Genomic DNA, 25876 nt, shown 5'->3' on the forward strand with positions numbered 1-25876 from the left:
GTGAAAAAAACATGGCTGCTGGGCTTTGGCTTTTTCAGCATTAGCATTACCTGGGCGCTCTACAATGCGTTTGTGCCCTATTTTCTGGAGGGTTACATATCCAGTGTCGCACTGATCGGTTTTTTTATGACGATCGACAATTACTTTGCCTTGTTCTTGCAGCCATGGATTGGAAGTCGAAGCGACCGTACTCATACTCGGTATGGCAGAAGAATGCCTTACCTGCTCATCGGAATGCCGCTTGGCGCTCTGTTTACCGCAATCATTCCGTTTCACACCGGGATGGCAACCTTGATACTGTTCATGGTCCTCATGAACCTGGCCATGAGCCTGTATCGTTCGCCTACCGTTTCACTAATGCCGGATATTACGGAGGAGAAACGACGTACGAGAGCCAACGGCATCATTAACTTTATGGGCGGCATTGGGTCCATATTGGCTTTTGGCGTGGGCTCGATACTGTATAGCGCTCATCAGTCCTTGCCCTTTATTGCCGCGGCCGGCATAACGCTGGTGTCGTTGTTCATTTTGAGAACGTTTATCCAGGAGAAGCGCGACGCTCCAGGCTATCAGGCTCAGACTGCTGCCAAGGCTAAAGTTTCCTTTAAGAGTCAGCTCAATCGGACGACCGTGCTGCTCTTGGCGGCTATATTTTTCTGGTTTGTCGCTTATCAAGGAGTTGAGACGCTGTTTACGTTGTACGGGAAGAACGAGATGGGGCTAACGGAATCGCAGGCATCCTTTTCCTTAACGTTTTTTTCACTCGCCTTTGTTCTATTCGCCATTCCAAGCGGATGGCTTGGCGGTAAATTCGGCAAGAAACGGATGATTCTGATCGGCGTCAGCGGGCTGTTGATTGTCTTCGCGCTTGTACCATGGGTTGAATCAATGCTGTTGCTCCGTGTATTGCTGACTGTTGGCGGATTATTCTGGGCTTGCATCAATATTAACTCCTATCCGTTTATCGTATCTACCGGATCGGAGGACAGCATTGGGACGCGGACAGGAATGTACTACTTGGTATCCTCGCTGGCGGCGATCTCGTCACCGCCTCTTCTGGGCAAGCTCATTGATGGTATGGGATATTCGATTCTGTTTTATTGTGCCGCAGGCAGCATGCTGCTCGCACTGATCTGCGTTCTGATGATTCGCCATCAGGAAACGGAAAGTCCTGCAAAGTCGCAGACCGCTTCCGCCAGCTTGTCGTAGCCGATTTGTTTTTTTGGATAACCAGAGGTTCGGTTCCTGCTAGTCAGTACGTGCGGAATAACATTGACGAGAGCCTGTCAGCACAGGTAGAATCTAATATCAGATAGATTTGAATTAGAATATGCCGGCGAAGGTGCAGGAGTTGATTCCAAGGTTGACAACGATTTATGATATTGCCAAGAAAACAGGTTATTCGCCTACGACGGTGTCCAAAGTCTTCAACAACTATCCGGATGTTCGGGAGAAGACAAGAGCCAAGATCCTGGCAACCGCGAAGGAAATGGGCTATCTTCCAAACGCAAACGCCAGATCGCTTACAACGAAGCGATCCTGGACCATTGGTATTCTTTTTGTAGAAGCCACTGGAGCAGGGATTCGTCACCCCTATTTTGGAGCCGTTATCGAAAGCTTTAAGAAAATTGCCGTATCCAAAGGGTATGATCTGATGTTCATCTCCAAGGATGTCGGCGGCCGAAGAAGCAGTTATGTGGAGCATTGCAAAATCCGGGGCGTCGACGGTGTGGTCGTCATTCTGTCGAGCAGCGAGGATCCCGATTTCCAGGAGCTGCTGGATAGCGGCATTCCGTGCGTCATTCTGGACTCGTCACCGGAGCATGTGCATTCGGTATACTCCGACAATATCGGAGGGAGCTTCCAGGCACTTCGGTATTTGCATTCGCTCGGACATCGCGGCATTGCCCATATATCGGGCGGATTGAATACGTTTGCAGGCGAGCAGCGCCAACAAGGCTATGAGCAAGCCCTCCGGGAGCTTGATCTGGATCTAAGGGAAGAGTACATAACCGGCAGCGATTTTTTCTCCACCGAGAGCGGATACGAAGCCATGAAGAAGCTGCTGGGGCTTAGAGAGAGGCCGACTGCTGTTTATGCGGCAGGTGATCTACTCGCGCTTGGAGCGATTCGTGCCGTTCAGGAACATGGCCTGCATGTACCGGGAGATGTGTCCATCATTGGTTTTGATGATATTGAAATGTCCCGTTACATCACCCCTGCGTTAACGACCATACGTCAGGATACAGAGCAGCTGGGCACCGTTGCGGCGGAGATCCTTCTTTCTTCCATCGAAGAGCAAGACGCAACAGTAAAGTCGGTTATGCTGCCAGTTCAATTGATTATCCGGGAATCCTGCCGCCCGGTCACCTAGGTGAAACATCAAGGCAGGACTCATTTTTGCCGCATTTCGAAACCGGTTTCGAAATCTGATCGGACTCTAGAGTTGAAACGATTATTGAACCCATTTAAGGAGGATCTGAACCATGTCAAATTATCGTTTTGAGAAGGATACCTTTGTTATCGAGCAGTACCATCTTGCCAAACCCTTTTCCAGCTTCCTGCCGGGAATCGTAGGCTTGAAAGGGATTCCGATGTGGACCTTTTATGTGAATCGGGGTCAGGGGATTTGCAGCTTCGGCATACGCGATAAGAACTCGCCAATCATGGAGTTTTCCCCGGCGAATATCTCGTATAAGAACGTCTCGACTACCGGCTTCCGCACGTTTATCAAGATGGCGGGGACAGCGCCCGTTTATGAGCCGTTCCAATCCTTTCAGCCGGATTCCAAAGCAAAGAGAACGATGCTGATCCGTCAGAATGAGCTGGTCATCGAGGAGGAGCATGCCGGTAACGGACTTCGCACTTCGGTGTCGTATTTTCAGCTGCCCGGTGAGGATTTTGCCGCGCTTGTTCGCGAAGTCAGTGTAACGAATATCGGAGCTGGGACTGTATCGCTTGAACTGCTGGACGGCATGCCGGAGATTCTGCCTTACGGTGTCGAGAATAGCGGGTACAAGGAGGTCGGCAATCTGCTGCGGAGCTGGATGGAAGTGGAGAACCTGGATCAGGGGATCCCGTTCTATAAAGTTCGCTCCAGTACGCACGACGAGGCGGAAGTCAGCCAAGTGACGAGCGGTCACTTCTATCTGTCGTTTGATCAGCACGGGAAGCTGCTCCAACCTCTGGTAGACTTTGAGCTGATCTTTGGCGGTAACACATCATTAATCCATCCTGATCGATTTGCTGTGAGTTCGATGGAAGCTTTGCGGAACGCCACGCCGTATGCCGTGAACAAAGTGCCATGCGGATTCAGCGGATTATCGACTCAGCTTAAGCCTGGAGAGACGGCGACCGTTTATACACTGGTTGGTCATGTGAACGATATCGGTAAAATCAATAAGCGCTCCAAAGATTTGTGTTCTCCTGCCTATATCCTCCATAAACGCGAGGAAGCCTCGGCGTTGACCCGGAAATTAACCGAGGATGTGGCCACCAAAACGGGATTGCCCCTATTTGACGAATATAGCCGTCAGTCCTATCTAGACAACTTTCTGCGGGGCGGATATCCATTCCTATTCGATAACGGGAAGGAAGGGGCCGTTGTACACCTATACTCCCGCAAGCATGGGGATCTGGAGCGGGATTATAACTTCTTCTCCCTTGCGCCAGAGTACTATTCACAAGGGAACGGGAATTTCCGGGATATGAATCAGAACCGGCGAAATGACGTGTTTTTCAACCCGAAGGTGGGCACATTCAACATCCGGATGTTTTTTAGTCTCATACAAGCCGACGGTTATAACCCGCTTAGTGTAGAAGGAACGAAATTCCGCGTGAGTGAAGGGAAGGAGGAAGAGCTGGAGAAACTGCTGCGCGCCTCCGCGGCTGAGGAAGATTATGAGAAGCTGGCAAAGGCATGCGCCGGGGACTATACGCCAGGTAAAATCATCAACGCGATTTCAGATCAAGGCATCGGGCTGGAGATTAGCGAGGAACAGTTCTTATCCGGACTGTTGACGATATCCGATCAACATTTTGCAGCTTCGTTCGGGGAAGGGTTCTGGTCGGATCATTGGACGTATAATATGGATTTGGTTGATACCTACTTGGATATTTATCCCGACCGTTATGAGGAACTATTGTTTGGCGAGAATACGTATACGTTCTTTGACAGCCCGGTGTACGTCCTTCCGCGGAGTGAGAAGGTCGTGATCAGCCGAGGAGGCAAGGTTCGGCAATACGGTGCGCTGCTGGAGGACGAGGAGAAGCTGAATAAGCTCGGCAGAAAACGGAACGCGGCGGAATGGCTGCGGGTAGATGGCGGACTAGGCGGCATGTACCGCACGAATCTGTTTGTCAAAATGATCTCATTGTCCCTCAATAAAATGGCGACACTCGATCCTTACGGGATGGGGGTAGAAATGGAGGCGAACAAGCCGGGCTGGAATGACGCGATGAACGGCTTGCCAGGCCTGTTTGGGTCGGGGATGAGCGAAACGATGGAATTGAAGCGTTTGGTCGCATTTATCGTGGAAGCCGCCGAGCGGTTCGGCCATCAAGCCATTCAGGTGCCGGAGGAGATCGCGTCTTACTTAGGTAGTGTATACGATGCCGTACAGCAATATCAGTCCGGCTCATTGGACTCATTCGGTTATTGGGACTTGGTAGCTGGGCAGCGTGAATTCTATCGTGCATCGGTCCGGTACGGGATCAGCGGCCAGGAGGTTGAAATTTCGGTGAAGAGCGTGAAGGTTATGTACGCGGCATTCCTGGACAAAATCGAAGAAGGGATTCAGCGTGCCGAACAGATGGGAGGCGGAATCGTGCCAACGTATTTCCGCTTTGAAGCCGAGCGATTTGAAGAGGTTCGGGATGCTGCGGGGAACCCGGTGATCACCCGCTATGGTTTGCCCGCGGCAAAAGTGCTTGAATTCAAGGCTTATGCGCTCCCGCATTTCCTGGAGGCACCGGCCCGCGGAATGAAACTCGCTGATGAAGGCCAGGCGAGAACGATGTATGATCGGATCAAGGCTTCCAATCTGTATGATCCCGCGCTGGGGATGTATAAAACGTCCGTCAGCCTGGCAGGCGAAACCGATGAAATCGGACGCATCCGTGCATTTACAGCCGGGTGGCTGGAGCGGGAATCCGTATTTTTGCATATGACCTATAAATACTTGCTTTCATTATTAAAAGTCGGTTTGTATGACGAGTTTTTCTCGGAAATCAAAACTTCCCTTGTACCTTTTCTGGACCCGGCGGTTTATGGACGCAGCACGCTGGAGAATTCCTCGTTCATTGCCAGCAGTGTCAATCCGGATCCCCACGTGCATGGACGAGGTTTTGTGGCAAGGCTTAGCGGATCGACGGCCGAATTCCTAAGCATGTGGATTACGATGATGGCAGGGAAAAAGGTGTTTCGTTACGAAGGCAGCCAGCTTCAGCTGCATCTGAACCCCGTGCTTCCGGCTTGGCTGTTTGACGAGAATCAAGAAGTGTCGTTCACCTTCCTTGGTTCCGTTAAGGTGACGTATCGCAGCGAGCGCGCAGCCAATACGTATGGGCAGGATGGCGTTAAGATTCAGCGATTAACTCTCATCACGGTGGGAGGGGATTCGATCAAGGTGGATGGCCCCCTCCTTACAGGAGAGTTGGCTCATGAAGTCCGTAACGGGAACATCCGGGAAATTCATGCTGTAATGAAATAGATGTCACTTGCCCCAAATAGACTACCCGGGAAATATCGGGTGGTCTATTTATTGTTATTTGAATTGAAGTTTTGATTATTCATTAGGGGGGCTTTTCATTATCCCTTGTCATGGCTGAGCTCCTGCATGTTTTCTTCGCTTGCAAGTCTCAGTGTTGCAACCCATAATAGATATATCAAATTTCAAGTACATATGGATTCAACATCTTCGAGTGCGAGGAGGGGGTTATCATGCAGTGGATCGCCATGCTGACGATGCTGATTGATCATGTTGGGCTTGTGTTTTTTCCGCATCAGGAGATTTGGAGAATCATCGGCCGCATTGCTTTCCCAATCTACGTCTATGCTCTCGTTCAGGGGCACCGCTACACTTCTTCGAGACCCAAGTATATCATTCGGCTGGCCGTTATTGCGGCGGTTTCCCAAATTCCCTATCAGCTTGCGTTGAATCCTAAAGGGTTGAACGTGGTCATTACCCTGGTAGCTGGAGCCATCGTTTTGTATGTGCTGGAACGGTCGGACTCCCAGCTGTTATCATGGATGATTGTTGTTGCTGCCTGTGCGTTAATGAGTGAATTTCCGTTTGATTACGGAGCTTACGGCCTGCTGTTGATCTTGATTTTTCGATATGCCACGGCCAGCTGGCTTGTACCGCTTCATATTGTCTTGAACCTGTTGTTCTGGTTCCTTAATAACTGGGAGCTTCAGATGTGGAGCGTCATCCCGACGGCCGTGATAGCCTATGGCCCGCATGTATGGAGGAAGCTGGAGTCTATCCGGGTGAGCCGCTGGGTATGGCGTTCATTTTATCCTCTGCATTTACTGATTATTGCGTTATTACGGGTGTTTTTATAGAGAAGAACTCTTTAGGTTAAAGCCCGATGGATTGATTATATACAAGGAGAGTCATACATGTTCAATATCGCAATTGCTGCCTGCATCCTTTTGTTCGCGGCGGCGGGTTACATCGCATTCATGAATTCCAAATTAATTGCGGATAAAAAACGGGAAGCATACATTCCTCCGCCTGCTTCGGAATATACCGTTTATATGACGCCTCAGTTCACGGAGGAGGACAAAAGATCGATGAGTCCCATCGGCGTCATGGAATTTCGCGATCCTCAAGGCATGATGAAGGTATATCTTTGCCGGGTCAAGAATGAATCCGAGGATTTGAAGCTGGAACAAGCCGGCAATGTGTTTCTTCATCATTTGACGAAGGCCAGGGATACCGGCACGCTGATGTTCTACCGTACGGTGGAGGAAGCGCTGCACGGAGCGGAAGAGAAGGGGTTGACCGATCGACTGTCTGCAGCTGCGAAAAAAAAGCCGAGAACAGAATAGGCAAACAGGGTCAATCCACCCACTTGCGGGGTAATAGAGAAATAAAAGACCGAAAGGAGATTTTCCGAAATGAAAACATTTAAAATCGGAAGGACATCGGTCTCCGTCTTTATAGGCGATATTACGACATGGACGGGCGACATTATCGTCAATGCTGCAAACTCAGGACTGCTGGGCGGAAAAGGCGTGGACGGCGCAATTCATAGCGCCGGCGGTCCGGAGATCATGGAGCAATGCATGGAAATTCGCAAGCAGCAAGGCGGCTGCCCGCCAGGCAATGCCGTGATTACCGGTGCAGGCCGGCTGCCTGCCCAGCATATCATTCATACGGTCGGCCCGATATGGGAGGGCGGTGGACGGCGTGAGGAGCATACGCTGGCGGAATGCTACCGCAACAGTCTCCTGCTTGCAATCGAGGTGGGTGCCAGAAGCATCGCCTTTCCTAATATAAGCACGGGTATCTATGAGTATCCTAAGGCTCCGGCATGTGATGTTGCGTTAAAGGCGGTTACGAAGTTGCTTGAGGAAGATTTGCCGGATAACCGCTTGGATCGGATCGACTTCGTTTGTTTTTCTCCTGATAATGAAGAGCTCTATGTTCATTGGCTTGAGCAGTTCACCCAGGAGAAGGAGGCGCAATTATAAAATAACCCCACAAAGTGGGGCCTATGCTTCGATGCTTATTCCAAATACTTTACGGGGACCCCCAAAAACAAACCTCTATCGAGGCCTTCAAGGATGAGCGACCGCGATTCATAGGGTAGGTTATCTTAATGAAAGTCAGGGGCGCAGTTAGCGCCCCTGCTGTTTGTCAGTCGACTTTACATATGATAGGAGCCGCTTGGCTCAAACAGTACCCATTCCAGCATCGTGATCATATCGTCGAGGCGGGCTTCTTGATTGAGAAGGGAAGCTCGCTCCGGACTGTTCTCTTCGAGAGCGGCCAAGCGGGTTTGCAGCTTTTTCTTCTGCATCGTAAGTTCATTGATCTTGGATTTGATCTGGTTCTCTGTTCGCATGGTATAATCCTTTCATTATGGTATGAAATCCATCAAATTACCCCATATTATAGCATTTGATTCAGCTTAAGACGAAAGAGGGGTTCAAATGACGAGTGAATATAATATGAAGAAAATGGCGGCGGAGCATGCCGCCAAGTATGTGCAGGATGGAATGAAGATTGGGCTGGGCACAGGCTCAACCGCTTATTACGCCATTCTCAAAATCGGCGAGATGGTCCGATCCGGACTCTCGATCCAGGCCGTGGCTACCTCTGAAGCTTCGCAGAAGCTGGCTATGGAACAAGGAATACCCCTGACGCCCATACATCAGATCGATCGTTTGGATCTGACGATTGACGGGGCTGATGAGCTCGACGACCAGCTGCGGTTAATCAAGGGAGGGGGCGGAGCGCTTCTCCGCGAGAAGATCACTGCTTTTCACAGCGAACGGCTCGTCATTGTGGCGGATGAAGCGAAAGCAGTAGCTCAACTCGGCGCTTTCCCGCTGCCGGTTGAGATTGTCCCTTTTGCTTATGAGTGGACAGTTCGGTCACTGGCCCAGCTTGGCTGTTCGGTGCAAATCCGTCGTAAGCAAGATGAAGGGTTTTATGTTACGGATAACGGGAATTATATTGCTGATTGCCGGTTTCAGCATATTGCCCGTCCTGAGGAATTGAGCTCTCGGCTAGGCGTCATTCCGGGCGTGGTTGAACATGGGCTGTTTATCGGTATGGCCGACCAAGCGATCATAGGCTGCCAGGATGGAACGGTGCGGATACTGCATTCCGGGAGCATAGAAGCAAAGAATACATTTGACAGTTGATCCGGCGTTCATTAACCTTAATAACATGATATCTCTCGGAGGGTGAAATATGTCGGATATTCAAGAACACGAGGATACCCCGTTACATTTGCTGGTTGTCCTTGCCAGAGCTTATAACGCAGTCATGACACATTCGAATCGCAGCATCAATAGTCACGGATTGAACTCCACCGAATTCGGTGTATTGGATGTACTTTATCACAAAGGACCGCAGCCGCTGCAGAAAATTGGGGAGAAGGTGCTCATCTCCAGCGGTAACATTACATATGTGGTGGATAAGCTTCAAAAGAAAAACCTGCTGGTTCGCCGGGCTTCTGCTGAGGACCGCCGGGTTATTTATGCCGAGCTTACCGCAGAGGGACAAGAATTCTTTGAAGCCATTTTTCCTCAGCATCAGGAATTAATGGTTAAGGTGCTTAGCGGTTTGTCGGAGGACGAGAGAGCGCAGGCAGCGATGCTGCTGCGCAAGCTGGGAATCAGTGCAGAGAAGATGTTGTAGACCTATACAAGTTTTAGATTGGAGATACGTATGCTTAAAGATATTACGATGCAAGCGATACAACCCGAAGTAAAGGAACTGCTCAGTTACTCGGTATTTCCGGATCCGGAAGCGGTGGATCAGGCGGCAGCTTCATATCAAACGGGCCGCAGCCGGTTGTTTGGATATGAAGAGGATGGACTTCTCTTAGGAGTCATCGGTTTTGATATCGATCAGGACGAGCTTACCATTCGGCATCTTGCCGTTCTTCCGGAGAATCGGGGAAAGGGATATGGACGCGGATTGATTTTGGAGCTGCTCCTTGACGTTCAGCCTAAACCGGCCCGAGTGATTGCGGAAACGGACGAAGAAGCCGTAAACTTCTATCGCAGTATCGGCTTTGAGGTATACAGTCTGGGAGAGAAGTATCCGGGCGTTGAAAGATTCCGCTGCATTTACGAGGTGGAGGAATCCGAAGAATAAGCGATTCATATTAAAAGCATGTTTACCGTCTTGGAGTGGAATTAAAATTGCCATTCAAGACAATAACCCCGTTTCGCAATGGAGGCATCCCTCATATAATATCGTAACGAGCGGGGCAGGGGGTGAACATGTTGGTGTACCATTATACCGCTGTCGGCGATTCCTTGACCTTTGGGTTTGGGGCGATGCCTGGCAGCGGTTTTGTTCCGTTATACCGTCGGATGGCGGAGGAGAAACTTCGCCAGTTCGTGGCCCATGAGAATCTCGGGGTCAATGGATTAACCTCGGATGAGTTATACGATCGGGTCGTTCAGCTTCCTACGTTTCGCTATCATCTGCAGCAGGCTCAGATCATTACGATTTCGATCGGAGGCAATGACTTGATACGTGCGGTAAAGTCCACGGGAGGCCGACCGAATCGGGAGGTGCTGGACGCTGCCTTGTATCGATGTCAGAATCATGTGGCAAATATCGTCAAACATATCCGTAAAATAAAGTCACCGGTCAGCAAACCTTATTTTATTCGCGCTATCGGTCTGTATAATCCATACCCGGGCTGGACGGAGGCAACGGAATACGTGATTCGGTTCAATCGGCATTTGATGGGGTTAAGCGACGGCTATTTTCGCGTAGCTGATATTTACACACAATTTTCTGGCCGAGAGAAAGAACTGATGTCGGTGGACGGTTTACACCCCAATGGCCGAGGGTACCGGGTGATCGCGGAACAATTAAATCGACTTGGGTACAAGCCACTTGCATAGAAAAACCAATGATCAAGAAAAAAGGGTGTCCCGTGGTCTCTTGACCGTGTGGACGCCCTTTGGTTTATATAATCACTTATGATTTATAATAATTTCCTAAAAAAACTTCGCACCGCCCATTTGCGTTCTTGCCGTTTTTTATATTTTGGCAGTGAGCGATACACATCCAGCGATTCCTGATAGGACTTCTTGGCATCCTCGGTCCTTCCGAGCGATTGATACATATAACCCAGTAAATAATAGGCTTCGCTGGAGGAAGAGTGAATGGAATGGAACTGTTCCAAATAATGGAGCGCCTTCTCCCGATCCGAATCCCGAAATGCATCAGCAAGCCGAAGAAAAGGCCGGCCATATTTGACCCTTGGGTTGATCTCCAGGGCCCGGATAATATTCGCTTCCCCTTGCGGGATGCTGCCGGTATGCAGGCGTGCGGTTCCGATATCGTCCCAGAATTCGGCGGAGTCCTCTAGACTGGATGTTATGGATTCCAGCAGCTTCAGGGCTTCCCCATACTTACGGCGCTCCAAAAGCAATCTGGCAAGCTCGTGTCTTGATGAAACGTCGCTGGGGCTAACTGCAATCTGTCTGCGCAGCTTGGAAATATTCCGTGCACGCTTGATTGGTTTTGTCAAACTGGGAAATACCCCGACAAAACGGCGGTCCAGCACATACACGATGAGAAGCAGCACCAGGATCGCCGTAATCGGATTGCCGAAGATGTAGAATAGAAATCCAAAAATGATGAGTTTTAACAAAATCGATCCCTCAATTTCCATGTAAAGTTGTAACACAAATTATACCATAACATGGATTTATTTAGGCGGAAATAGCATCGGTTCTATAGACCTTGAAGGCATGCGCATGTCGGAATAGGCCCTAGGTATTGAAAGAAGGTCGATGATAGCCGATAAAGGTAGTAAAGAGGTGATAATCATGGCGAAAAAGGGACAGACATTCCATCATTACAGTTTCGAAACGAAGAAAAAAGCAGTCGCCATGCGGCTGGAAGGTATGACTAAGAAAGAAGTGGCATCCGCCTTACAAATATCAGATATCGGACGGCTGAAAGTATGGATGCGCAAATACCGTGAGTTGGGCGAAGAAGGTTTGGTTGATCGCCGCAGAAAAATTATAGGTTCAGATCCTGACACCGATCGGGAAGAAAAAGAACAACTTTCGCAGGTATAGACAATTAGTGATCGCATGAGGCGTGGTGGAACGACGGTTAAACCATGCCTCTTTCATATCGGAATCAAAGGAAATGTTCAATCCAAATCTGGCAGATTCGAAGGCATGGGCTGATTCATTATTCTTAGCCCGAACAGGCGGCAGCCCAGTTCATTTGAGCGGAACCAACATAACATGTGGTATGTTCAAAAAAGGAGGGATTCATGTGAGCGGAGTAGCAGAAGGTTATGGTGGCTATGGATATGGCTCTTCTGTAGGTGCTATTTTGGTACTTTTCATCTTGTTGGTTATCATTACTCGCGCATTTATCTAATCCATCTTTTGAGCGAACAAACCAATTGAATCAATAAGTGATACCGAGCACCATGAGCAGTCACAACTACAGACCGTCCAAAAGAGGCAGGGCCTCTTCTTAGGGCGGTCCTGTTTTTGTGAAGCAAGAATCGGCTTTAATGACTTGTCATGGATCATCGTTTTAACCGCCTATCAGAACATCCCTAATAAAAACAGACCGCTCGAGAAGAGTGGTCTGTTCTTGGGGGAACGAATATTATCCGGTCAGAGGTCTTGCCCCGGTCTGTACTCATGTTACATTATAATCAATATCACTTTACCGTTTACGAAAGATACGATATCGAAATTCGAGTACCCCCAGGTTTCAATGGTTTTGCCGCCGCCAGTGGTAATGTCCTTGGCTGCCGGGTTCCCCCATGAGAGCTGCACCTGTTCTTTTGTCATGCCGAGGGAAACCTGGCCTGCCTTAATCTGTTTCCAGACCGATGCGGACCATTTGTATTTTTGATAAGGGTCGTAATTTAATAAAGAAGAACGGTCTGCAAACAGCTGTATCACTTCCGAAGACCGCATAGGATAGCTTTTCACTGTTTTTCCTGATGCCGTTTTGAAGATCACGTTGAATTCGCCTTTGTCGTCCGGCAAAATGTCGGTAACCGATAATTTCGAGAAGCGTTCCAAGTCTTCGAAATCATTCACCCAATACGTTCGGCCGATAAATTTAACCAAATTGCCCTGCATTGCTTTTTTGATCAAGCCAGCCGTTTCGTTGGAGACAATGGTCATCTCTGCATCGCTTCCGAAGGAGATATTCGCTTGTTTCCACTTGGTATCCCAGCTGATTTTCGCACCCAGAACATCGGATAATACGGCGGCCGGAATCAACAGCTCGCCTTTGTCGGTCATCGGTGCTGCTTTTAGGTGCAGCGGACTATCATCCAGCTTGGCCTGGTTGCTGCCTGCCGTAAGCGAGAGCACGGTCTCTCCGAACTTGGCCTCCACGGCTGCGTTTTTGGCCGAGTAGGTGCCGCCCAGTGCCTGAATGACGGATTTCGCCGGCACCATGATATTCCCGTTGATCTGTTTTGCGTATTTCAAATTGTTGCGCAGGCTGGACGATACCGTTATCGATTTGGACAGACCACCCGAAGTTACCGTAATCTGTGTCTTGCCAACGCCCGCAGACTTCAGTGTTCCATTCTTCTGCATGTTCATCAAATAAGGCTTCTCTATATCGATCTGGGCATCTTTAACCGGTACTTTGATTTTGGCCCCGTTCGTGTAAGTCTCCTGGATACTGACTTCCAGGGTATCCCCTACATAAGGGTTGGCATCGGATACCGAAACCGATATGGCCTTAACGACAGGCACATCTACCGATTTGTTCTGTCCGTCCTTGTGATGGATCCAGCTTCCGTCAGAGCGCTGCGCATAGAACCCCTCCGACAGATCCTTGGCATTTCCGTAAATGGAGGTTCTTGCGATCCCGCTCAGTCCGGAGACCTGCTCCTTGAGCTTCCAGCGGTCTTTATACACTCCCGTTGTCCATACGGTTCCGTCTTGGAGCGTCACAATCAGAAGATCCGTCGGCTCATTGGATGCATAAACGATATGAGCTGCATTCTGAGCGACGGTAACCGGTATGATGCGCCCGTTATCGTCAAAGTTGGACGTTTCGTATACAACCACGTCACCGTTGTCACGCAATAGGGCTACACGCCCGCTGTGAACCGTCATGGATTTGACCCCTGCCGGGTTTTCCACGATGCCGAGTTTCTTGAATTGTCCCTTTTTGTAGTTATCCTCTAATAGCAGCTCCCCGTTTGAGGATAAGGCGGCAAATTCTTGATCGGCATTGGCGATCAGCAAAATGCCGCTGAGGTTTTTTGCTTTTTTCGAGCCGCCCCATACGGTACCATCTGACTTCAGCCAGTAGTAACCCGCTATCTGCTTCACGCCGCTTGTTCCCGGAACGACTTCGGGTCCCTTGCCGATATCCCATTCCACTAATCGCCCATCCTGCGTCATACCGATGCCTTCGTATTCATAACCGCTGATGGCTGCAACTTTACCCGGCGTCCGAATGGCATGTCGTCCGTCAATCAGGGACCACATGGAGCCATCGCTCATCAGGTAGGTGTTCCTTCCCGCAATGTCGCTGATCTGGAGCCTGGACTCTTCGGCAGAAGCGATCCCGTGCGTCGTGCCTCCAAAACCAAGTCCCGCGAGCATGGTAAACAATACGAGAACATACAACGTTCTTCTCACTTACATGACCTCTCTTCACTATACAATTAGGAATATTTTTCAAACAGCTATATTGATTCGACAAAATCGGCGTTATTCCTGCCATTGTCGCGTGGTGCCATGGCTAAAAAAGGGGACAAAAAACGCCCTCCGATATCCGGGGACGTCTTGCCGGTTAAACTCGCGATTGTTCGAAGAACTGCATCGAGCTAACGGTGTTAAGTTAAGGGGATTGCCAAGGAGATCATCGGTGACAGAACCCTGATTAAGTAATATCAGTATAGAGAAAATGTTCACAGTGTCCACTTAGCGGAACAAATACATAACACCGGCGGCCGCAAGAAATACGAAACCGGCTAATAAGAACCAGTTGGCTACTCTCTCTCTGGATGCGCGGTCGTCCTTGGATTCAGTATAGAAGTTGCTTCTTTGTTGGTATCCCGTAGTGAACGCTCCGGATAGAAGCCCTGCAACCAGCAGGCAACCCAATCCTGCATATAAAAACAGGTTCATCACGTGTTCCTCCCATCATGCCCTTTATCGTTAGAACGTTGGCTGAGAGGGATTGGTTATGCTTTTCACATAAGGTTAGGTGAATCGCCAGACTAGAAGGTGAATATTGATGTGAAAAAAAGGCATAAAAAAAGAACTAAATCCCTGTAATAAACGTTGCCGTTACAGGGATTTAGTTCGGGAACCTCCGAAGAGATTCCCTCATGGGAGAGGAGAAACCGGACGAAGAGCTTATGGGGAAACGTAAGTCTTCTCCGCGGTTGTCTACGACATTCATTGATGTCGATATTTCAAGGATGCCCGGCTGCGGTAGAAATATACCTGACTTTGAAAAAAAATGGAGAGACGTATGTTTCGTTTTTCATATATGGGATGATTGTGTTACGATAATCACTGTCAATGACGTTGTCTTGGCAATGAATTTATAGATAATGAAACGGGTGAATGAAGCAGTGAGAGTAGTATCCGGAAGTGCGAAGGGCCGGCCGCTCAAAAGTGTGCCTGGTACAAGCACCCGTCCGACGACGGATAAAGTGAAAGAATCCATATTCAGTATGATCGGTCCTTACTTTGAGGGGGGCGCCCTGCTTGACCTGTTCGCAGGCACGGGAGGCCTTGGCATTGAGGCATTAAGCCGGGGGATGGAACGTGCTGTTTTTATTGATGTGGAGCCGAAGAGCATCAGTACGATCAAGGATAATTTGAAGGCGGCCAGGCTTGAAGAAAGCGCTGAGGTGTACCGCAATGATGCGGCACGAGCGCTTAAAGCGCTAGAAAAGCGCGGCTACAGCTTCGATCTGGTCTTTTTGGACCCGCCATACAAGTTTAAGAATGGCGATGAGCTGATGCTGGATATGGCAGAACGAGGTTTGCTGCAAGATTCAGCTGTGGTGGTATTGGAATACGAATCAAGTTACAATTACCCTGAGAAATTTGGTGGTTTTTGTTGTTTCCGGACTGCGAAGTACGGAGAAGCCGCCATATCGATCTACCGTTACAACACAGCGCAAGATCAAGCGTCAGAGCTTGATGAGGAGGAATTACATGATGAGAAATGAGAATACTAGTACATACCGTGTTGCCGTATACCCGGGAAGTTTTGATCCGGTAACCATGGGACATATGGATATCATCACACGCGCTTCCAAGCAGTTTGATCTGCTGATTGTGGCCGTGTTGAATAATTTAAGCAAGAACCCGCTATTCACGATTGAAGAGCGCAAGGACCTCTTGAGACAGGAAACTGCGCATCTTCCGAATGTGGAAATCGACGGCTTCCGTGACCTTCTGGCGAATTATGTCCGCCAGAAGAATGCCCAGGTCATCGTAAGGGGGATCCGCTCGGTGACCGACTTTGAATATGAACTTCAACTGGCATCCACCAATCATAAGCTGAATCCGGATGCGGAGACGATCTTTATGATGACACACCCGAAATATTCGTTCCTGAGCTCAAGTCTGGTTAAGGAAATCGCGCATTTTAATGGAGATACAACGGATCTGGTCAGCCCCGAGGTCCATGCCGCGATGCGCCGTAAATTTAGCGGCGGTAACGGTCAATAAGACGGGAACACAGCCCAAACGCCGCTATCAATAATAAACAGATTACGCCTTGAACCTGCAAGAATGAAGGCAATCCGCTCCAAAAATTGAAGTGCTGATCCACGTTGGCGTGATCCAGCGGTTCCGTTCGGAAGGCTGGTACGATGCCTGCTGAAAGGGCGCTAACCGGCTTCCACATAGCCAGTGTAATCGCAAAGGCGAGCACCGAATGCAAGGCTCGCTTCACCATAAAGTAACGCCAAGAGAGACCGGTCTCCTGCATCAGCGACAGGCTCTGCAGCTGAGCGCTGATTCCGCTCCATGCCAGTGCGGCGGACAGCACAGCCAGCTGCAAAATGCCGGATTGGAATGCCGATGAGCTGATGGATTGGGCTGCCAGATGGGCCTCCAATAGTCCAGATACAAGATAGGGCGGAAGCTGCGGCAGCAGGTGACCGGTCAATACTCTGGTCAGGACGGCGAAGAACAAGATAAAACCGCCTGTCATCATTAAGGTTTGGACCGAACGTGTAACGGAATCGCCCAGTAACTTGCCAAAGCTCCGTCCATCCCGCTGATGGGCCTCCAGAGCAGCAGTCGCTGCCCTTTTTAAGAGGGGACGTTGGGCAAACTTGCTTGGTCGGACTTTATTTAAAGATGCTGTAAACTGCCGTGTTCCTTCTGAAGAAGCCGGTTTATGGAAGAGGCCGAATATCCAAGCAGCCAGCAGTCCGGAAATCCAATGAATGATCAGCAGCAGATAACCAGCTTCCGGTTGATGCAGCAGACCAGTTCCGATGACAACGAGAATGGTCATAGGATTGCAGAAGTGGGATAAAGCGGCGAGCCTTCCGGTCTCATCGGCACGAAGCTCGCCTTGTCTATACATTCCGGAGGCGGCCTGCGCTCCTGCCGGGAACCCGGCCGTCATTCCTGTTATAAGAACCCAGCCGCCAGCACCGGGAAGTTTGAATAGTTTTTTCATCAAAGGGTCCAGCAGTACGCCAACCCCATGGGCCCAGCCATAGGCGATGAGTATTTCCACCAGAACGAGAAACGGCAGCAAAGCGGGAAATACGATATTCCACCATAGCTTAAGTGCTTGCAGAGTGGCTTGGAAGGCAGGTTCGGGCGCGCTGACGACAGCCAGTACAAGCAGGAAAGCGGCAGCTCCAAGCAGAATGGTGTTCCACAGCCCGTTTGATGACTTGACGGCGTTGTCTTTATTCATAAGGAATCTCCTTTCAGCGTAAACATGGCTAGTACAACTTTATGCAAAGGAGACAACCGTCAGACCAAACTTGGTGGAAGGCTGGATATATAAGGCGGAGGGAAGGAAACTACATGAAGAAGTCTGTAAAACCGAATGGCTTAAAAATTGCGCTGTATTTATTAATGGTTGGGGTCATGCTGTACGTTGTCGTTTATATGCCGACCCCTTATCTTGTATACCAGCCGGGGAGCGCCGAGGAGGTTCGCCCCATGATCAATGTCGAGAAGGGCGATCCGGCGGAAGAGGGCACATTTATGATGACAACCGTGTCGGCAAGCTATGCCAATATGGCTTTGTTAATGATGTCTGCGTTTAATCCCAATTCGGAGGTTGTAAAAAAGGCCGAAAAAATGGGCGATCAGAGTAAGGACGAGTATGCAGCCACACAAGTGTATTACATGAATTCTTCCCAGTCCGCTGCAATGGAAGCCGCTTATCAAGAAGCAGGTATTGACTACAGTATCGAGCCTGCTTATGTATTCGTGATGTCGATCTCCGAGAATTCTGCTAATGCCGAGCATTTTCGGCCTGGGGATAAATTGATCAAGATTAATGGGCAGCCGGCAGAGGATAATGAGAAAATTGCCAGCCTGTTAAGCGAGAAAACTATCGGAGAAGTGGTGTCCGTGGAGCTTGAACGCAAGGGGAAAACCGTTAAGGAACAGGTTCAGCTTGTTAGCATTAAGGATGAAAAGACTGGGGCGGAGCGTCCGGGTCTTGGCGTCATGATTGCGACAATGCAAAGCGTGGAGCCGGCGAATCCCGATCACACCATTCATTTTGCGGATACCAATATCGGTGGGCCGTCAGCCGGACTGATTTTCACCCTTGAAATTTATAACCAGCTCACCGATGGTGATTTAAGCAGGGGTTACCGGGTAGCGGGAACGGGTACCATTGACAAATCAGGCGCCGTAGGTCCCATTGGCGGCGTGAAGCACAAGATCGTGGCGGCTGACCGGAAGGAAGCGGATATCTTTTTTGTGCCGAAAAAAAATTACGATGAAGCCAAGAAGCGGGCGGACCGAATCAAAACGGAAATGAAGCTGGTCCCGGTTGACGATCTGCAGGATGCAGTAGATTATCTGGAGCAGCTGCCGCCTAAGGGGTGAGTGGCGGCAGCAGGTAGTCACTGTAATAATGGCGGATATCCGGCTTAGGGTGTCCGTTGGCGTATACGGCGGCTGCCATCAGATCCCTCTCCAGTTGAGGATGCTCCAGCGTCGTCGGCTTTTGGATGACAGGCAGCGAGGCGCTCTGCTTCATTCGTTTCAGCAAAGAACGCCCGGTGTCGCTGAAGCCAAGGACCCTGATATATCCCGGACCTTTGGCCAGTTCCTCGCGATTCATGGATGCCTTGTCATGATTGAGCATGATGTGCAGGAGCATACGCTGAAGCTTGGTGCGGGTATAGCGTTTGGTCTTCAACGCTTCGAGGAGAGCCCCAACCGTAGGCTGCTTCAACTGCCCAAGCATGCGCTGAACACGATATTCCAAGCCTTCGGTAACTTCAAGGAAGCCTTCAAGCTGCGCGGGAGTATGCGTGAGCAGGGATTGAAACAGCGGCTGACGAAACTGTTCCCAGTGGACGGGGGCCAGTCCACTCTCCATTTCCCGCTCCATGATGCTGTGCGTGAATTCGGGGATGTAAGGTCTGGCTGCTTCCAAGCCCTGTGAAAGGATGAGGTTACGGATGGCGGTAGCACTGGCAATGGACGACGCTCCCGGCAAGGGATCGTGGTAGTGTGCGTTTTCTCTCGGAATGGTGTAGGGTGTAATGCGGCTGCCCAGGCGGTGGAGGGCAATCAGATAGTGCAGGCCCAAGGAATTGTTCGGCTGCGTGAGCAGCTCTTGCAAATGGGCAACTGCAGGTCCCGACTCGCCGAATAGGGCTGCAGCGGCGGCACCGTAAGCGGACGGGAAGTTCATGCCTTCACGGAGGTGCCTTTCAATTTCGGATTGGAGCTCGCCGGATTCGCTGGCAAGCGAACGGGACAGCGGTAGAATCTGCTCCAGCGTACCGCTCTCCGATCCGAAGGAAAGACAGTCCACCACCCCTGTAGCTTCCAGAATGGCTATCGCACCGTATGCGAACCATTCTGCAGGCTGCACGGCATAGGTTACCGGCAGCTCGATGCACAGATCTACTCCCATGGCAAGGGCCATTTCGGCCCGTGCGCGTTTGCCTGCAATAGCAGGTTCGCCGCGTTGGAGAAAAGGACCGCTCATCACGGCAACAACGGCATCCGCCCCTGTTACTTCTTTGGATTTTCTATAATGCAGCACATGACCGTTATGTAAGGGATTATATTCAACGACAATGCCAACCGTCTTCATTAGTTTCAACTCCTTGATAATAATATAACATAATTACAGGACGTTCCTGCAACAATAAGCTCATCGCCAAATATGGGTGATAATCTCGTTGTAGCGTGAGAAATATCGGGAAACAATCATGGTTCTTTAGGGTTATCCTGTTGACAAAAGTCTTTGGGAATCGGTATAATAATCTTTGTTTGTTTGGAGTGATGGATATGCTAATTCAATTTCGTAAATTGACAACCAGCGATCAACCGTTACAGTTCCATCAAACCGTGGATGTAAGCAATGCCGTTAAGGATCGGAAGGACATTATTGCTGTTCAGCCATTAGACGTGGATTTGACAGCAGCCTCATCGATATCTGGTACGGTGGATGTTCGTGGAAGGTTGCAAGGCGAGCTGGAGATGAATTGCTCCCGCTGTCTGAAGCCGATCAGCGAACATGTGCACATCCCTTTTCATGAAGTATTCCAGCCGGTGGAAGATCCTGAATCGATTCAGGATGAGAATGATGACACTACATACGTGCAAGGTGAGAGTGTGGATCTCACTCCCTATGTAGAAGAAGCATTTTTGCTCCACCTGCCGCTAGCTCCGGTGTGCAAAGCCGACTGCAAGGGACTCTGCCCGAATTGCGGCAAGGACCTGAATGAAGGCACGTGCAACTGCGATACGGAAGTGATCGATCCTAGGCTAGCCGGACTGAAGGACTTCTTTAAATGATGATGGATTTGGCACCCGTGTTCAGCGGGTTGAATTGATAAGGAGGTGGGAACATGGCAGTACCTCAACGTAGAACGTCCAAAACACGTCGTGACAAGCGTCGTACTCATTTTAAGCTGGCTGTGCCAGGCATGGTGAAATGCGAGCAATGTGGAGAATTGAAACTTGCTCATCGCGTATGTAAAGTATGCGGAACGTATAAGGCAAGAGAGATCATCAAACAATAATTTTTAAATAAGTAGTACTTCATCTTTGGTGAGGTGCTATTTTTTTTGTCTGAAGTCCCCCCTTTCTTTTTAACGTAACATGATTTATACTTAACATTAGTACCAGGTTCTAATATTTGCGACTAATTTACATATATGTATGTTTGAAGAATGGCGGCTTTCATAGCGGCAGAAGGAGTTGTTTCGTCATCGATCGTTTATCCAAGAAAGAGCGTCACCAGCGGCTGATTCAGCTGATCGACGAGAATCCCTTTGTTACCGACCGCGAGTTGACTCGCCAGCTTAAAGTGAGCATTCAGACGATACGCCTTGACCGTATGGAACTTGGCATCCCGGAGCTTCGTGAGCGTATGAAGCAGATGGCGGAGCATTCCTATGACCAGGTTCGTTCCTTGTCGCTCGAAGAGGTGATCGGGGATGTCGTTGACTTGCAGTTGGACAAGAGCGGAATATCGATATTTGAAATCCGTGAGGAACATGTATTCAGCAAAACGCGAATTGCCCGCGGCCATTACGTGTTCGCCCAAGCCAATTCACTTGCCATCGCCGTAATCAATGAAGAAATCGCGTTGACGTCTTCAGCGGATATACGGTTTTTGAGACAGGTGCGTCTCGGCGAGAAATGCATTGCCAAAGCCTATGTTAGGTCCATTGCCGGCCAGAAGGGAAAGGCCAAGGTGGAAGTGTTTACTTATGTCGCTGATGAAATGGTGTTTCAGGGGAATTTCGTAATCTACCGATCTGCAGGAGAATGACATAAGTAAAGGAGGAAGTTTGGCATGAGAATTGCGATTGATGCTATGGGCGGCGACAACGCCCCCCAGAGTAACGTCGAGGGTGCGCTCATGGCCGCGCGGGAATGGAGCGATATTGAGATCATTCTCGTGGGGGATGAAGCGAAGATTGGAGTGCTGCTGAAGGACAAACCGTCCAATCTGAAGATGGTTCATGCAAGTGAAGTCATAGAAGCGGAGGATGAGCCGGTAAAGGCTGTCCGCCGGAAGAAGGATGCTTCGATGGTTGTGGCGGGACGCATGATTCGCGAAGGTGAAGCCGATGCCATGATCTCGGCAGGCAATACGGGGGCCCTCATGACGACGGGGCTGCTTGTCGTGGGCAGGATGAAGGGGATTGAGCGGCCTGCGCTTGCGCCAATGATTCCTACTCTCGATGGCAAAGGGATGCTTGCCTTGGATCTTGGAGCGAATATGGATTCGAAGCCTGAGCATCTGCAGCAGTACGCATTAATGGGCAGCCTGTATCGCGAGAAGGTGCATGGAATCACCAAACCGCGGGTCGGGCTGTTAAATGTCGGTACCGAGCCGGGCAAGGGCAATGAATTGACGAAGCATGCTTATCCGTTGCTGGAGGAACTGCCTATTCATTTTGTTGGCAACGTGGAGTCCCGCGATGTCATGAACGGGGTTTGTGATGTGCTCGTATGTGACGGGTTCTCGGGCAATATTTTGTTGAAATCGATTGAAGGAACAGCTGGTGCACTCTTTTCGCTGTTGAAGGAGCAGTTCAGCAAGTCCCTTAAGACCAAGATGGCTGCCGCCTTGATGATGCCGGAGCTTCGCAGCCTGAAATCGACGCTTGATTATAAAGAGCATGGCGGAGCGCCCCTGCTTGGTCTGGGCGGTCTGGTCGTTAAGAGCCATGGTTCATCGGATGCGAACGCCATCAAGAACGGGGTTCGCCAAGCGCGGACGGCGCTGCAGAACCGATTGGTAGAGAGTATTTCGAATGAAATCAGCGGGAAGTGAGTGAGGAAATGAACAATTTGCGCCCAGTCGGTATTATTGGCACAGGCAAATACGTACCTGAGAAAATATTGTCAAATCGTGATTTAGAAGAAATGGTAGATACAAGCGATGAATGGATTGTCTCCATGACGGGAATCCGGGAACGGCATATTGCCGCTCCGCATGAAGCGACGTCAGATTTGGCTTACCACGCTGCTGTGAACGCATTGAAATCAGCCGGAATGAACGCCGAGGATCTGGACTTGATTATTGTGGCAACCATTACGCCGGATATGTTCTTTCCATCGACCGCATGTTTGCTTCAGGATCGGCTTGGAGCCAAAAAAGCGGCGGCATTTGACCTGTCGGCTGCTTGCTCGGGATTTGTATACGGTCTGGCTACAGCTACAAATTTCGTGAAGACGGGCATGTACAACAATGCTTTGGTGATCGGGGTGGACTGCTTGTCCCGCATTACGGACTATACCGACCGTAATACCTGCGTTCTGTTCGGCGACGGTGCCGGAGCAGCGATTGTCGGCGAAGTGCCGGAAGGCCGCGGGTTCCAAGCCTTTGATCTTGGTGCAGAAGGTGCAGGTGGAGCGCATCTGTACATTGAGGCAGGCGGTTCGAGATTGCCGGCTTCTGCTGAAACAATTAACACGAATAAACACTTTATTTATATGAACGGTCGCGAAGTGTTCAAATTTGCGGTACGGGTAATGGGATCTGCCACGGAAGCTGTATTATCCAAAGCAGGCATCGACAAAAAGGATATCGACTTATTCATTCCTCATCAAGCCAACATCCGGATTATTAAATCTGCCATGGAGCGATTGGAGCTTCCGGAAGAGAAGGTCATGATCAATGTAGATAAATACGCCAATACCTCAGCCGCTTCCGTGCCGCTAGCTCTTGTCGAAGCACAGGAGTCCGGCCGCCTGAAAGAAGGAGACAAGGTGTTGATGGTTGGGTTTGGTGGCGGATTAACATGGGGTTCCTCCGTACTTATCTGGTAAACAGAACAGCTTTTAGGCCTAGTGAAATAAGAGAAGGGAGCTCACGATTTTGGGTAAAACAGCATTTATATTTCCTGGTCAAGGCGCGCAGTCCGTCGGAATGGGTAAGGATGCCTATGATGCGGTTCCTGCCGCAAGGGATCTTTTTCTAGCCGCGGATGATCAGCTTGGATTTCAGCTCAGCTCTATTATATTTGATGGTCCTGATGAAGATTTGAAACAAACGGTAAACACACAGCCAGCTCTACTCGCAACCAGCATGGCTTACCTGGAAGCCATTCGCGGCAAGGGGATCGAACCGGATTACGTTGCGGGCCATTCCCTTGGCGAATACAGTGCACTTGTATGTGCAGGCGTGCTTTCGTTCGAAGAAGCTGTGTCGATCGTTAGAGCCCGCGGAGAATACATGGAGGCAGCCGTTCCCGGAGGTCAAGGCGCAATGGCAGCCGTGCTTGGCGCAGACCGTGAGGCTTTGTCCGAACTGTGCAAGAGCATTACGGCAGAGGGACATGTTGTAGAACTTGCGAACATGAACTGTCCGGGGCAAATCGTCATCTCGGGTTCCGCTCAAGGCGTCGCAGCTGCTGCAGAAAGAGTGAAGGAAGCTGGCGGCAAGCGGGCCATCCCCCTGGAGGTTAGCGGACCTTTCCATTCGACCTTGATGAAGGAGGCGGCTGACCGGCTGGCTGGCAAACTGGAGCAGGCTGTATTTAATACCCCTTCCGTGCCGGTAGTTGCCAATGTGACGGCGCGTTCGGTGGAAGATGCCGCTGCCATCCGCGGTTTGCTGGTGGAACAGGTATACTCCCCCGTGTTATGGCATGACAGCGTGGAATGGATGATCGCTCAAGGCGTGGATACCTTCGTCGAGATTGGTCCTGGCAGTGTACTCAGCGGTTTGATCAAGAAGATTGACAAATCCGTCAAAGTCATTAATGTAAATAGTCTGGACAGCGTCAGCAGTTTGGAGACGGCCGTATAAATAACGATGGATAAAAACCAGATCACTCTGGAAAGGAGGAATAGGTATGAGTGAAGCTCTAAAAGGACAGACTGCGCTTGTTACGGGTGCTTCCCGCGGCATTGGCCGGAGCATTGCTCTCGGACTTGCTGATCTGGGCGCTAACGTTGCTGTCAATTATGCAGGAAGCGAAGCGGCAGCAGCCGAGGTTGTGGAAGCGATTCGCGCAAAGGGCGTCTCGGCCATCGCGGTTAAATCCAACGTTGGACGGACCGTAGAAGCCGATGCCATGGTAAAGCAGGTGTTGGAGACTTTTGGTCGAATTGATATCCTGGTGAATAATGCAGGGATTACTAGAGATAATCTAATCATGCGGATGAAGGAAGAGGAGTTCGATCAGGTGATCGAAACGAATCTTAAAGGGGTATTCAATTGTCTTAAGGCGGTGACGCGTCCCATGATGAAACAACGTTATGGACGCATTATCAATATATCCTCCGTTGTCGGAGCGCTTGGTAACCCGGGGCAGGCCAACTATGTTGCGGCCAAAGCCGGAGTCATCGGTCTGACTAAATCAGCCGCACGTGAATTGGCTTCCCGCGGAATTACGGTGAACGCCGTGGCTCCTGGTTTTATCGATACCGATATGACCCGGGAACTTCCTGAGGACATGCGGGAAGGCCTGCTTGGCGGAATTCCGCTCGCCCGACTGGGTCAGCCGGAGGAGATTGCCGGCGTGGTAACTTTTCTAGCATCTTCCAGTGCATCCTATATGACTGGACAAGTGCTGCATGTGGATGGCGGCATGTATATGTAGACGCCGCTACTGTTCCGGCGCTGGCCGCCGGGCATTAAATCGTTTTCAAATGCCTTCTATGGCAATTTGAAGTCATATCTCGTATAATTACCAAGAGGAGGTGAGCCGGATGTCCGATGTATTGGAACGCGTGAAACGCATCGTTATCGACCGCCTGGGTGTTGACGAAGCCGACGTAACATTAGAAGCATCTTTCAAAGACGACCTTGGAGCTGATTCTCTCGATGTAGTTGAATTGGTGATGGAGTTGGAAGATGAGTTTGATATGGAGATCTCTGATGAAGATGCGGAGAAAATTACGACCGTAGGTGAAGTTGTAAATTACATACAATCTCATACCTAAGTCATTACAGTTAAGTCCCGTTCTTTAGCAAGACGGGACTTCTCCACATTTAATCCAAGC

General features: G+C 50.0%; 29 protein-coding genes. 23 read left to right on the forward strand and 6 right to left on the reverse strand.

Annotated elements, in window-relative coordinates:
- The 6 genes from ABEW73_RS33145 to ABEW73_RS33170 all read left to right on the forward strand — a co-directional run bounded on the left by ABEW73_RS33145 (window position 1) and on the right by ABEW73_RS33170 (window position 7699).
- Window positions 1–1209 carry an SLC45 family MFS transporter gene (locus tag ABEW73_RS33145; RefSeq protein WP_430168539.1) on the forward strand — a complete coding sequence of 403 codons (1209 nt, stop codon included), beginning with the start codon at window positions 1–3 and terminating at the stop codon, window positions 1207–1209.
- Between the two features lie 154 nt (window positions 1210–1363).
- Window positions 1364–2374: a LacI family DNA-binding transcriptional regulator gene (locus ABEW73_RS33150; protein ID WP_430168536.1), complete on the forward strand. Its 1011-nt coding sequence runs from the start codon at window positions 1364–1366 to the stop codon at window positions 2372–2374.
- Window positions 2375–2486: 112 nt separating this feature from the next.
- Window positions 2487–5711, forward strand: coding sequence for a cellobiose phosphorylase (locus ABEW73_RS33155; protein ID WP_430168533.1), 3225 nt, complete (start codon window positions 2487–2489; stop codon window positions 5709–5711).
- Between the two features lie 230 nt (window positions 5712–5941).
- Entirely contained in the window at window positions 5942–6565 is a 624-nt protein-coding gene (locus ABEW73_RS33160) for a TraX family protein (protein WP_430168531.1), read from the forward strand.
- 57 nt (window positions 6566–6622) lie between these two features.
- The gene (locus ABEW73_RS33165; RefSeq protein WP_430168528.1) at window positions 6623–7054 is read left to right on the forward strand and encodes a hypothetical protein; all 432 of its coding nucleotides are present in this window, start codon (window positions 6623–6625) and stop codon (window positions 7052–7054) included.
- Between the two features lie 69 nt (window positions 7055–7123).
- The gene (locus ABEW73_RS33170; protein ID WP_430168525.1) at window positions 7124–7699 is read left to right on the forward strand and encodes a macro domain-containing protein; all 576 of its coding nucleotides are present in this window, start codon (window positions 7124–7126) and stop codon (window positions 7697–7699) included.
- A 176-nt stretch (window positions 7700–7875) separates the two neighbouring features.
- Here ABEW73_RS33170 and ABEW73_RS33175 read toward each other — a convergent pair whose 3' ends face one another.
- Complete coding sequence (locus ABEW73_RS33175; protein WP_098747149.1) at window positions 7876–8073, reverse strand: hypothetical protein; 198 nt, start codon at window positions 8071–8073, stop codon at window positions 7876–7878.
- A gap of 88 nt (window positions 8074–8161) precedes the next feature.
- Between ABEW73_RS33175 and rpiA the strand changes: the two genes are divergently transcribed.
- The 4 genes from rpiA (at window position 8162) to ABEW73_RS33195 (ending at window position 10603) form a co-directional block, all read left to right on the forward strand.
- On the forward strand, window positions 8162–8878 hold the full coding sequence (rpiA, locus tag ABEW73_RS33180) for a ribose-5-phosphate isomerase RpiA (RefSeq protein ID WP_430168522.1): 717 nt from the start codon (window positions 8162–8164) through the stop codon (window positions 8876–8878).
- Window positions 8879–8927: 49 nt separating this feature from the next.
- Window positions 8928–9377 (forward strand): MarR family winged helix-turn-helix transcriptional regulator, encoded by a 450-nt coding sequence (locus ABEW73_RS33185; protein ID WP_076325043.1) that lies wholly within the window; start codon window positions 8928–8930, stop codon window positions 9375–9377.
- A 30-nt stretch (window positions 9378–9407) separates the two neighbouring features.
- Complete coding sequence (locus ABEW73_RS33190; RefSeq protein ID WP_430168519.1) at window positions 9408–9839, forward strand: GNAT family N-acetyltransferase; 432 nt, start codon at window positions 9408–9410, stop codon at window positions 9837–9839.
- Between the two features lie 128 nt (window positions 9840–9967).
- Window positions 9968–10603: a GDSL-type esterase/lipase family protein gene (locus ABEW73_RS33195; protein ID WP_430168516.1), complete on the forward strand. Its 636-nt coding sequence runs from the start codon at window positions 9968–9970 to the stop codon at window positions 10601–10603.
- Window positions 10604–10686: 83 nt separating this feature from the next.
- Here the strand turns inward: ABEW73_RS33195 and ABEW73_RS33200 are convergent, their stop codons facing one another.
- Complete coding sequence (locus tag ABEW73_RS33200; protein WP_430168514.1) at window positions 10687–11358, reverse strand: tetratricopeptide repeat protein; 672 nt, start codon at window positions 11356–11358, stop codon at window positions 10687–10689.
- A gap of 178 nt (window positions 11359–11536) precedes the next feature.
- On the opposite strand from ABEW73_RS33200, the gene ABEW73_RS33205 reads away from it, so the two are divergent.
- On the forward strand, window positions 11537–11791 hold the full coding sequence (locus tag ABEW73_RS33205; RefSeq protein WP_430168511.1) for a helix-turn-helix domain-containing protein: 255 nt from the start codon (window positions 11537–11539) through the stop codon (window positions 11789–11791).
- A gap of 205 nt (window positions 11792–11996) precedes the next feature.
- Window positions 11997–12104 (forward strand): YjcZ family sporulation protein, encoded by a 108-nt coding sequence (locus ABEW73_RS33210; protein WP_430120129.1) that lies wholly within the window; start codon window positions 11997–11999, stop codon window positions 12102–12104.
- Window positions 12105–12379: 275 nt separating this feature from the next.
- Here ABEW73_RS33210 and ABEW73_RS33215 read toward each other — a convergent pair whose 3' ends face one another.
- Together ABEW73_RS33215 and ABEW73_RS33220 are read right to left on the reverse strand one after the other, a co-directional pair.
- The gene (locus tag ABEW73_RS33215; RefSeq protein WP_430168508.1) at window positions 12380–14353 is read right to left on the reverse strand and encodes a stalk domain-containing protein; all 1974 of its coding nucleotides are present in this window, start codon (window positions 14351–14353) and stop codon (window positions 12380–12382) included.
- A 285-nt stretch (window positions 14354–14638) separates the two neighbouring features.
- Complete coding sequence (locus ABEW73_RS33220) at window positions 14639–14845, reverse strand: DUF5316 family protein (RefSeq protein WP_430168505.1); 207 nt, start codon at window positions 14843–14845, stop codon at window positions 14639–14641.
- 452 nt (window positions 14846–15297) lie between these two features.
- Here ABEW73_RS33220 and rsmD point away from each other — a divergent pair, with 452 nt between their 5' ends.
- Window positions 15298–15903: a 16S rRNA (guanine(966)-N(2))-methyltransferase RsmD gene (gene rsmD / locus ABEW73_RS33225; protein ID WP_430168502.1), complete on the forward strand. Its 606-nt coding sequence runs from the start codon at window positions 15298–15300 to the stop codon at window positions 15901–15903.
- Window positions 15893–16408 (forward strand): pantetheine-phosphate adenylyltransferase, encoded by a 516-nt coding sequence (coaD, locus tag ABEW73_RS33230; protein ID WP_430168581.1) that lies wholly within the window; start codon window positions 15893–15895, stop codon window positions 16406–16408. Before rsmD ends, coaD begins: the two co-directional genes overlap by 11 nt.
- On the opposite strand, the gene ABEW73_RS33235 is transcribed toward coaD, so the two are convergent.
- Window positions 16386–17618, reverse strand: coding sequence for a nucleoside recognition domain-containing protein (locus ABEW73_RS33235; protein ID WP_430168499.1), 1233 nt, complete (start codon window positions 17616–17618; stop codon window positions 16386–16388). The genes coaD and ABEW73_RS33235 overlap by 23 nt on opposite strands.
- Window positions 17619–17731: 113 nt before the next feature.
- On the opposite strand from ABEW73_RS33235, the gene ABEW73_RS33240 reads away from it, so the two are divergent.
- Complete coding sequence (locus ABEW73_RS33240; RefSeq protein WP_430168497.1) at window positions 17732–18772, forward strand: SepM family pheromone-processing serine protease; 1041 nt, start codon at window positions 17732–17734, stop codon at window positions 18770–18772.
- On the opposite strand, the gene ABEW73_RS33245 is transcribed toward ABEW73_RS33240, so the two are convergent.
- Complete coding sequence (locus tag ABEW73_RS33245; protein WP_430168495.1) at window positions 18762–19997, reverse strand: nucleotidyltransferase; 1236 nt, start codon at window positions 19995–19997, stop codon at window positions 18762–18764. The genes ABEW73_RS33240 and ABEW73_RS33245 overlap by 11 nt on opposite strands.
- A gap of 197 nt (window positions 19998–20194) precedes the next feature.
- Between ABEW73_RS33245 and ABEW73_RS33250 the strand changes: the two genes are divergently transcribed.
- The 8 genes from ABEW73_RS33250 to acpP all read left to right on the forward strand — a co-directional run bounded on the left by ABEW73_RS33250 (window position 20195) and on the right by acpP (window position 25816).
- Complete coding sequence (locus ABEW73_RS33250; protein WP_430168492.1) at window positions 20195–20704, forward strand: YceD family protein; 510 nt, start codon at window positions 20195–20197, stop codon at window positions 20702–20704.
- A 53-nt stretch (window positions 20705–20757) separates the two neighbouring features.
- Window positions 20758–20931, forward strand: coding sequence for a 50S ribosomal protein L32 (gene rpmF, locus ABEW73_RS33255; protein ID WP_006211382.1), 174 nt, complete (start codon window positions 20758–20760; stop codon window positions 20929–20931).
- A gap of 143 nt (window positions 20932–21074) precedes the next feature.
- Entirely contained in the window at window positions 21075–21686 is a 612-nt protein-coding gene (fapR, locus tag ABEW73_RS33260) for a transcription factor FapR (protein WP_430168578.1), read from the forward strand.
- Window positions 21687–21710: 24 nt separating this feature from the next.
- Entirely contained in the window at window positions 21711–22697 is a 987-nt protein-coding gene (gene plsX, locus ABEW73_RS33265; RefSeq protein WP_430168489.1) for a phosphate acyltransferase PlsX, read from the forward strand.
- A gap of 8 nt (window positions 22698–22705) precedes the next feature.
- Window positions 22706–23695 carry a beta-ketoacyl-ACP synthase III gene (locus ABEW73_RS33270; RefSeq protein ID WP_430168487.1) on the forward strand — a complete coding sequence of 330 codons (990 nt, stop codon included), beginning with the start codon at window positions 22706–22708 and terminating at the stop codon, window positions 23693–23695.
- 49 nt (window positions 23696–23744) lie between these two features.
- Window positions 23745–24677, forward strand: a complete 933-nt coding sequence (gene fabD, locus ABEW73_RS33275) for an ACP S-malonyltransferase (protein ID WP_430168485.1) — start codon at window positions 23745–23747, stop codon at window positions 24675–24677.
- 46 nt (window positions 24678–24723) lie between these two features.
- Window positions 24724–25473, forward strand: coding sequence for a 3-oxoacyl-[acyl-carrier-protein] reductase (gene fabG, locus ABEW73_RS33280; RefSeq protein ID WP_430168482.1), 750 nt, complete (start codon window positions 24724–24726; stop codon window positions 25471–25473).
- A gap of 109 nt (window positions 25474–25582) precedes the next feature.
- The gene (gene acpP, locus ABEW73_RS33285) at window positions 25583–25816 is read left to right on the forward strand and encodes an acyl carrier protein (RefSeq protein WP_006211375.1); all 234 of its coding nucleotides are present in this window, start codon (window positions 25583–25585) and stop codon (window positions 25814–25816) included.
- Window positions 25817–25876 lie beyond the last annotated feature (60 nt).

The organism is Paenibacillus lautus, assembly GCF_050482385.1.
Lineage (GTDB): Bacteria > Bacillota > Bacilli > Paenibacillales > Paenibacillaceae > Paenibacillus_AQ > Paenibacillus_AQ lautus_B.

What these genes read in the sequence shown, in the direction of transcription:
- acpP (WP_006211375.1), top strand. Translation starts at nt 25,583, where the DNA reads ATGTCCGATGTATTGGAACGCGTGAAACGCATCGTTATCGACCGCCTG.
- ABEW73_RS33220 (WP_430168505.1), bottom strand. Translation starts at nt 14,845, where the DNA reads ATGAACCTGTTTTTATATGCAGGATTGGGTTGCCTGCTGGTTGCAGGG.
- coaD (WP_430168581.1), top strand. Translation starts at nt 15,893, where the DNA reads ATGAGAAATGAGAATACTAGTACATACCGTGTTGCCGTATACCCGGGA.
- ABEW73_RS33155 (WP_430168533.1), top strand. Translation starts at nt 2,487, where the DNA reads ATGTCAAATTATCGTTTTGAGAAGGATACCTTTGTTATCGAGCAGTAC.
- ABEW73_RS33185 (WP_076325043.1), top strand. Translation starts at nt 8,928, where the DNA reads ATGTCGGATATTCAAGAACACGAGGATACCCCGTTACATTTGCTGGTT.
- plsX (WP_430168489.1), top strand. Translation starts at nt 21,711, where the DNA reads ATGAGAATTGCGATTGATGCTATGGGCGGCGACAACGCCCCCCAGAGT.
- rpiA (WP_430168522.1), top strand. Translation starts at nt 8,162, where the DNA reads ATGACGAGTGAATATAATATGAAGAAAATGGCGGCGGAGCATGCCGCC.
- ABEW73_RS33175 (WP_098747149.1), bottom strand. Translation starts at nt 8,073, where the DNA reads ATGCGAACAGAGAACCAGATCAAATCCAAGATCAATGAACTTACGATG.
- ABEW73_RS33270 (WP_430168487.1), top strand. Translation starts at nt 22,706, where the DNA reads ATGAACAATTTGCGCCCAGTCGGTATTATTGGCACAGGCAAATACGTA.
- ABEW73_RS33250 (WP_430168492.1), top strand. Translation starts at nt 20,195, where the DNA reads ATGCTAATTCAATTTCGTAAATTGACAACCAGCGATCAACCGTTACAG.
- ABEW73_RS33245 (WP_430168495.1), bottom strand. Translation starts at nt 19,997, where the DNA reads ATGAAGACGGTTGGCATTGTCGTTGAATATAATCCCTTACATAACGGT.
- ABEW73_RS33160 (WP_430168531.1), top strand. Translation starts at nt 5,942, where the DNA reads ATGCAGTGGATCGCCATGCTGACGATGCTGATTGATCATGTTGGGCTT.
- fabG (WP_430168482.1), top strand. Translation starts at nt 24,724, where the DNA reads ATGAGTGAAGCTCTAAAAGGACAGACTGCGCTTGTTACGGGTGCTTCC.
- ABEW73_RS33205 (WP_430168511.1), top strand. Translation starts at nt 11,537, where the DNA reads ATGGCGAAAAAGGGACAGACATTCCATCATTACAGTTTCGAAACGAAG.
- ABEW73_RS33165 (WP_430168528.1), top strand. Translation starts at nt 6,623, where the DNA reads ATGTTCAATATCGCAATTGCTGCCTGCATCCTTTTGTTCGCGGCGGCG.
- ABEW73_RS33170 (WP_430168525.1), top strand. Translation starts at nt 7,124, where the DNA reads ATGAAAACATTTAAAATCGGAAGGACATCGGTCTCCGTCTTTATAGGC.
- ABEW73_RS33195 (WP_430168516.1), top strand. Translation starts at nt 9,968, where the DNA reads ATGTTGGTGTACCATTATACCGCTGTCGGCGATTCCTTGACCTTTGGG.
- ABEW73_RS33240 (WP_430168497.1), top strand. Translation starts at nt 17,732, where the DNA reads ATGAAGAAGTCTGTAAAACCGAATGGCTTAAAAATTGCGCTGTATTTA.
- rpmF (WP_006211382.1), top strand. Translation starts at nt 20,758, where the DNA reads ATGGCAGTACCTCAACGTAGAACGTCCAAAACACGTCGTGACAAGCGT.
- ABEW73_RS33190 (WP_430168519.1), top strand. Translation starts at nt 9,408, where the DNA reads ATGCTTAAAGATATTACGATGCAAGCGATACAACCCGAAGTAAAGGAA.
- ABEW73_RS33235 (WP_430168499.1), bottom strand. Translation starts at nt 17,618, where the DNA reads ATGAATAAAGACAACGCCGTCAAGTCATCAAACGGGCTGTGGAACACC.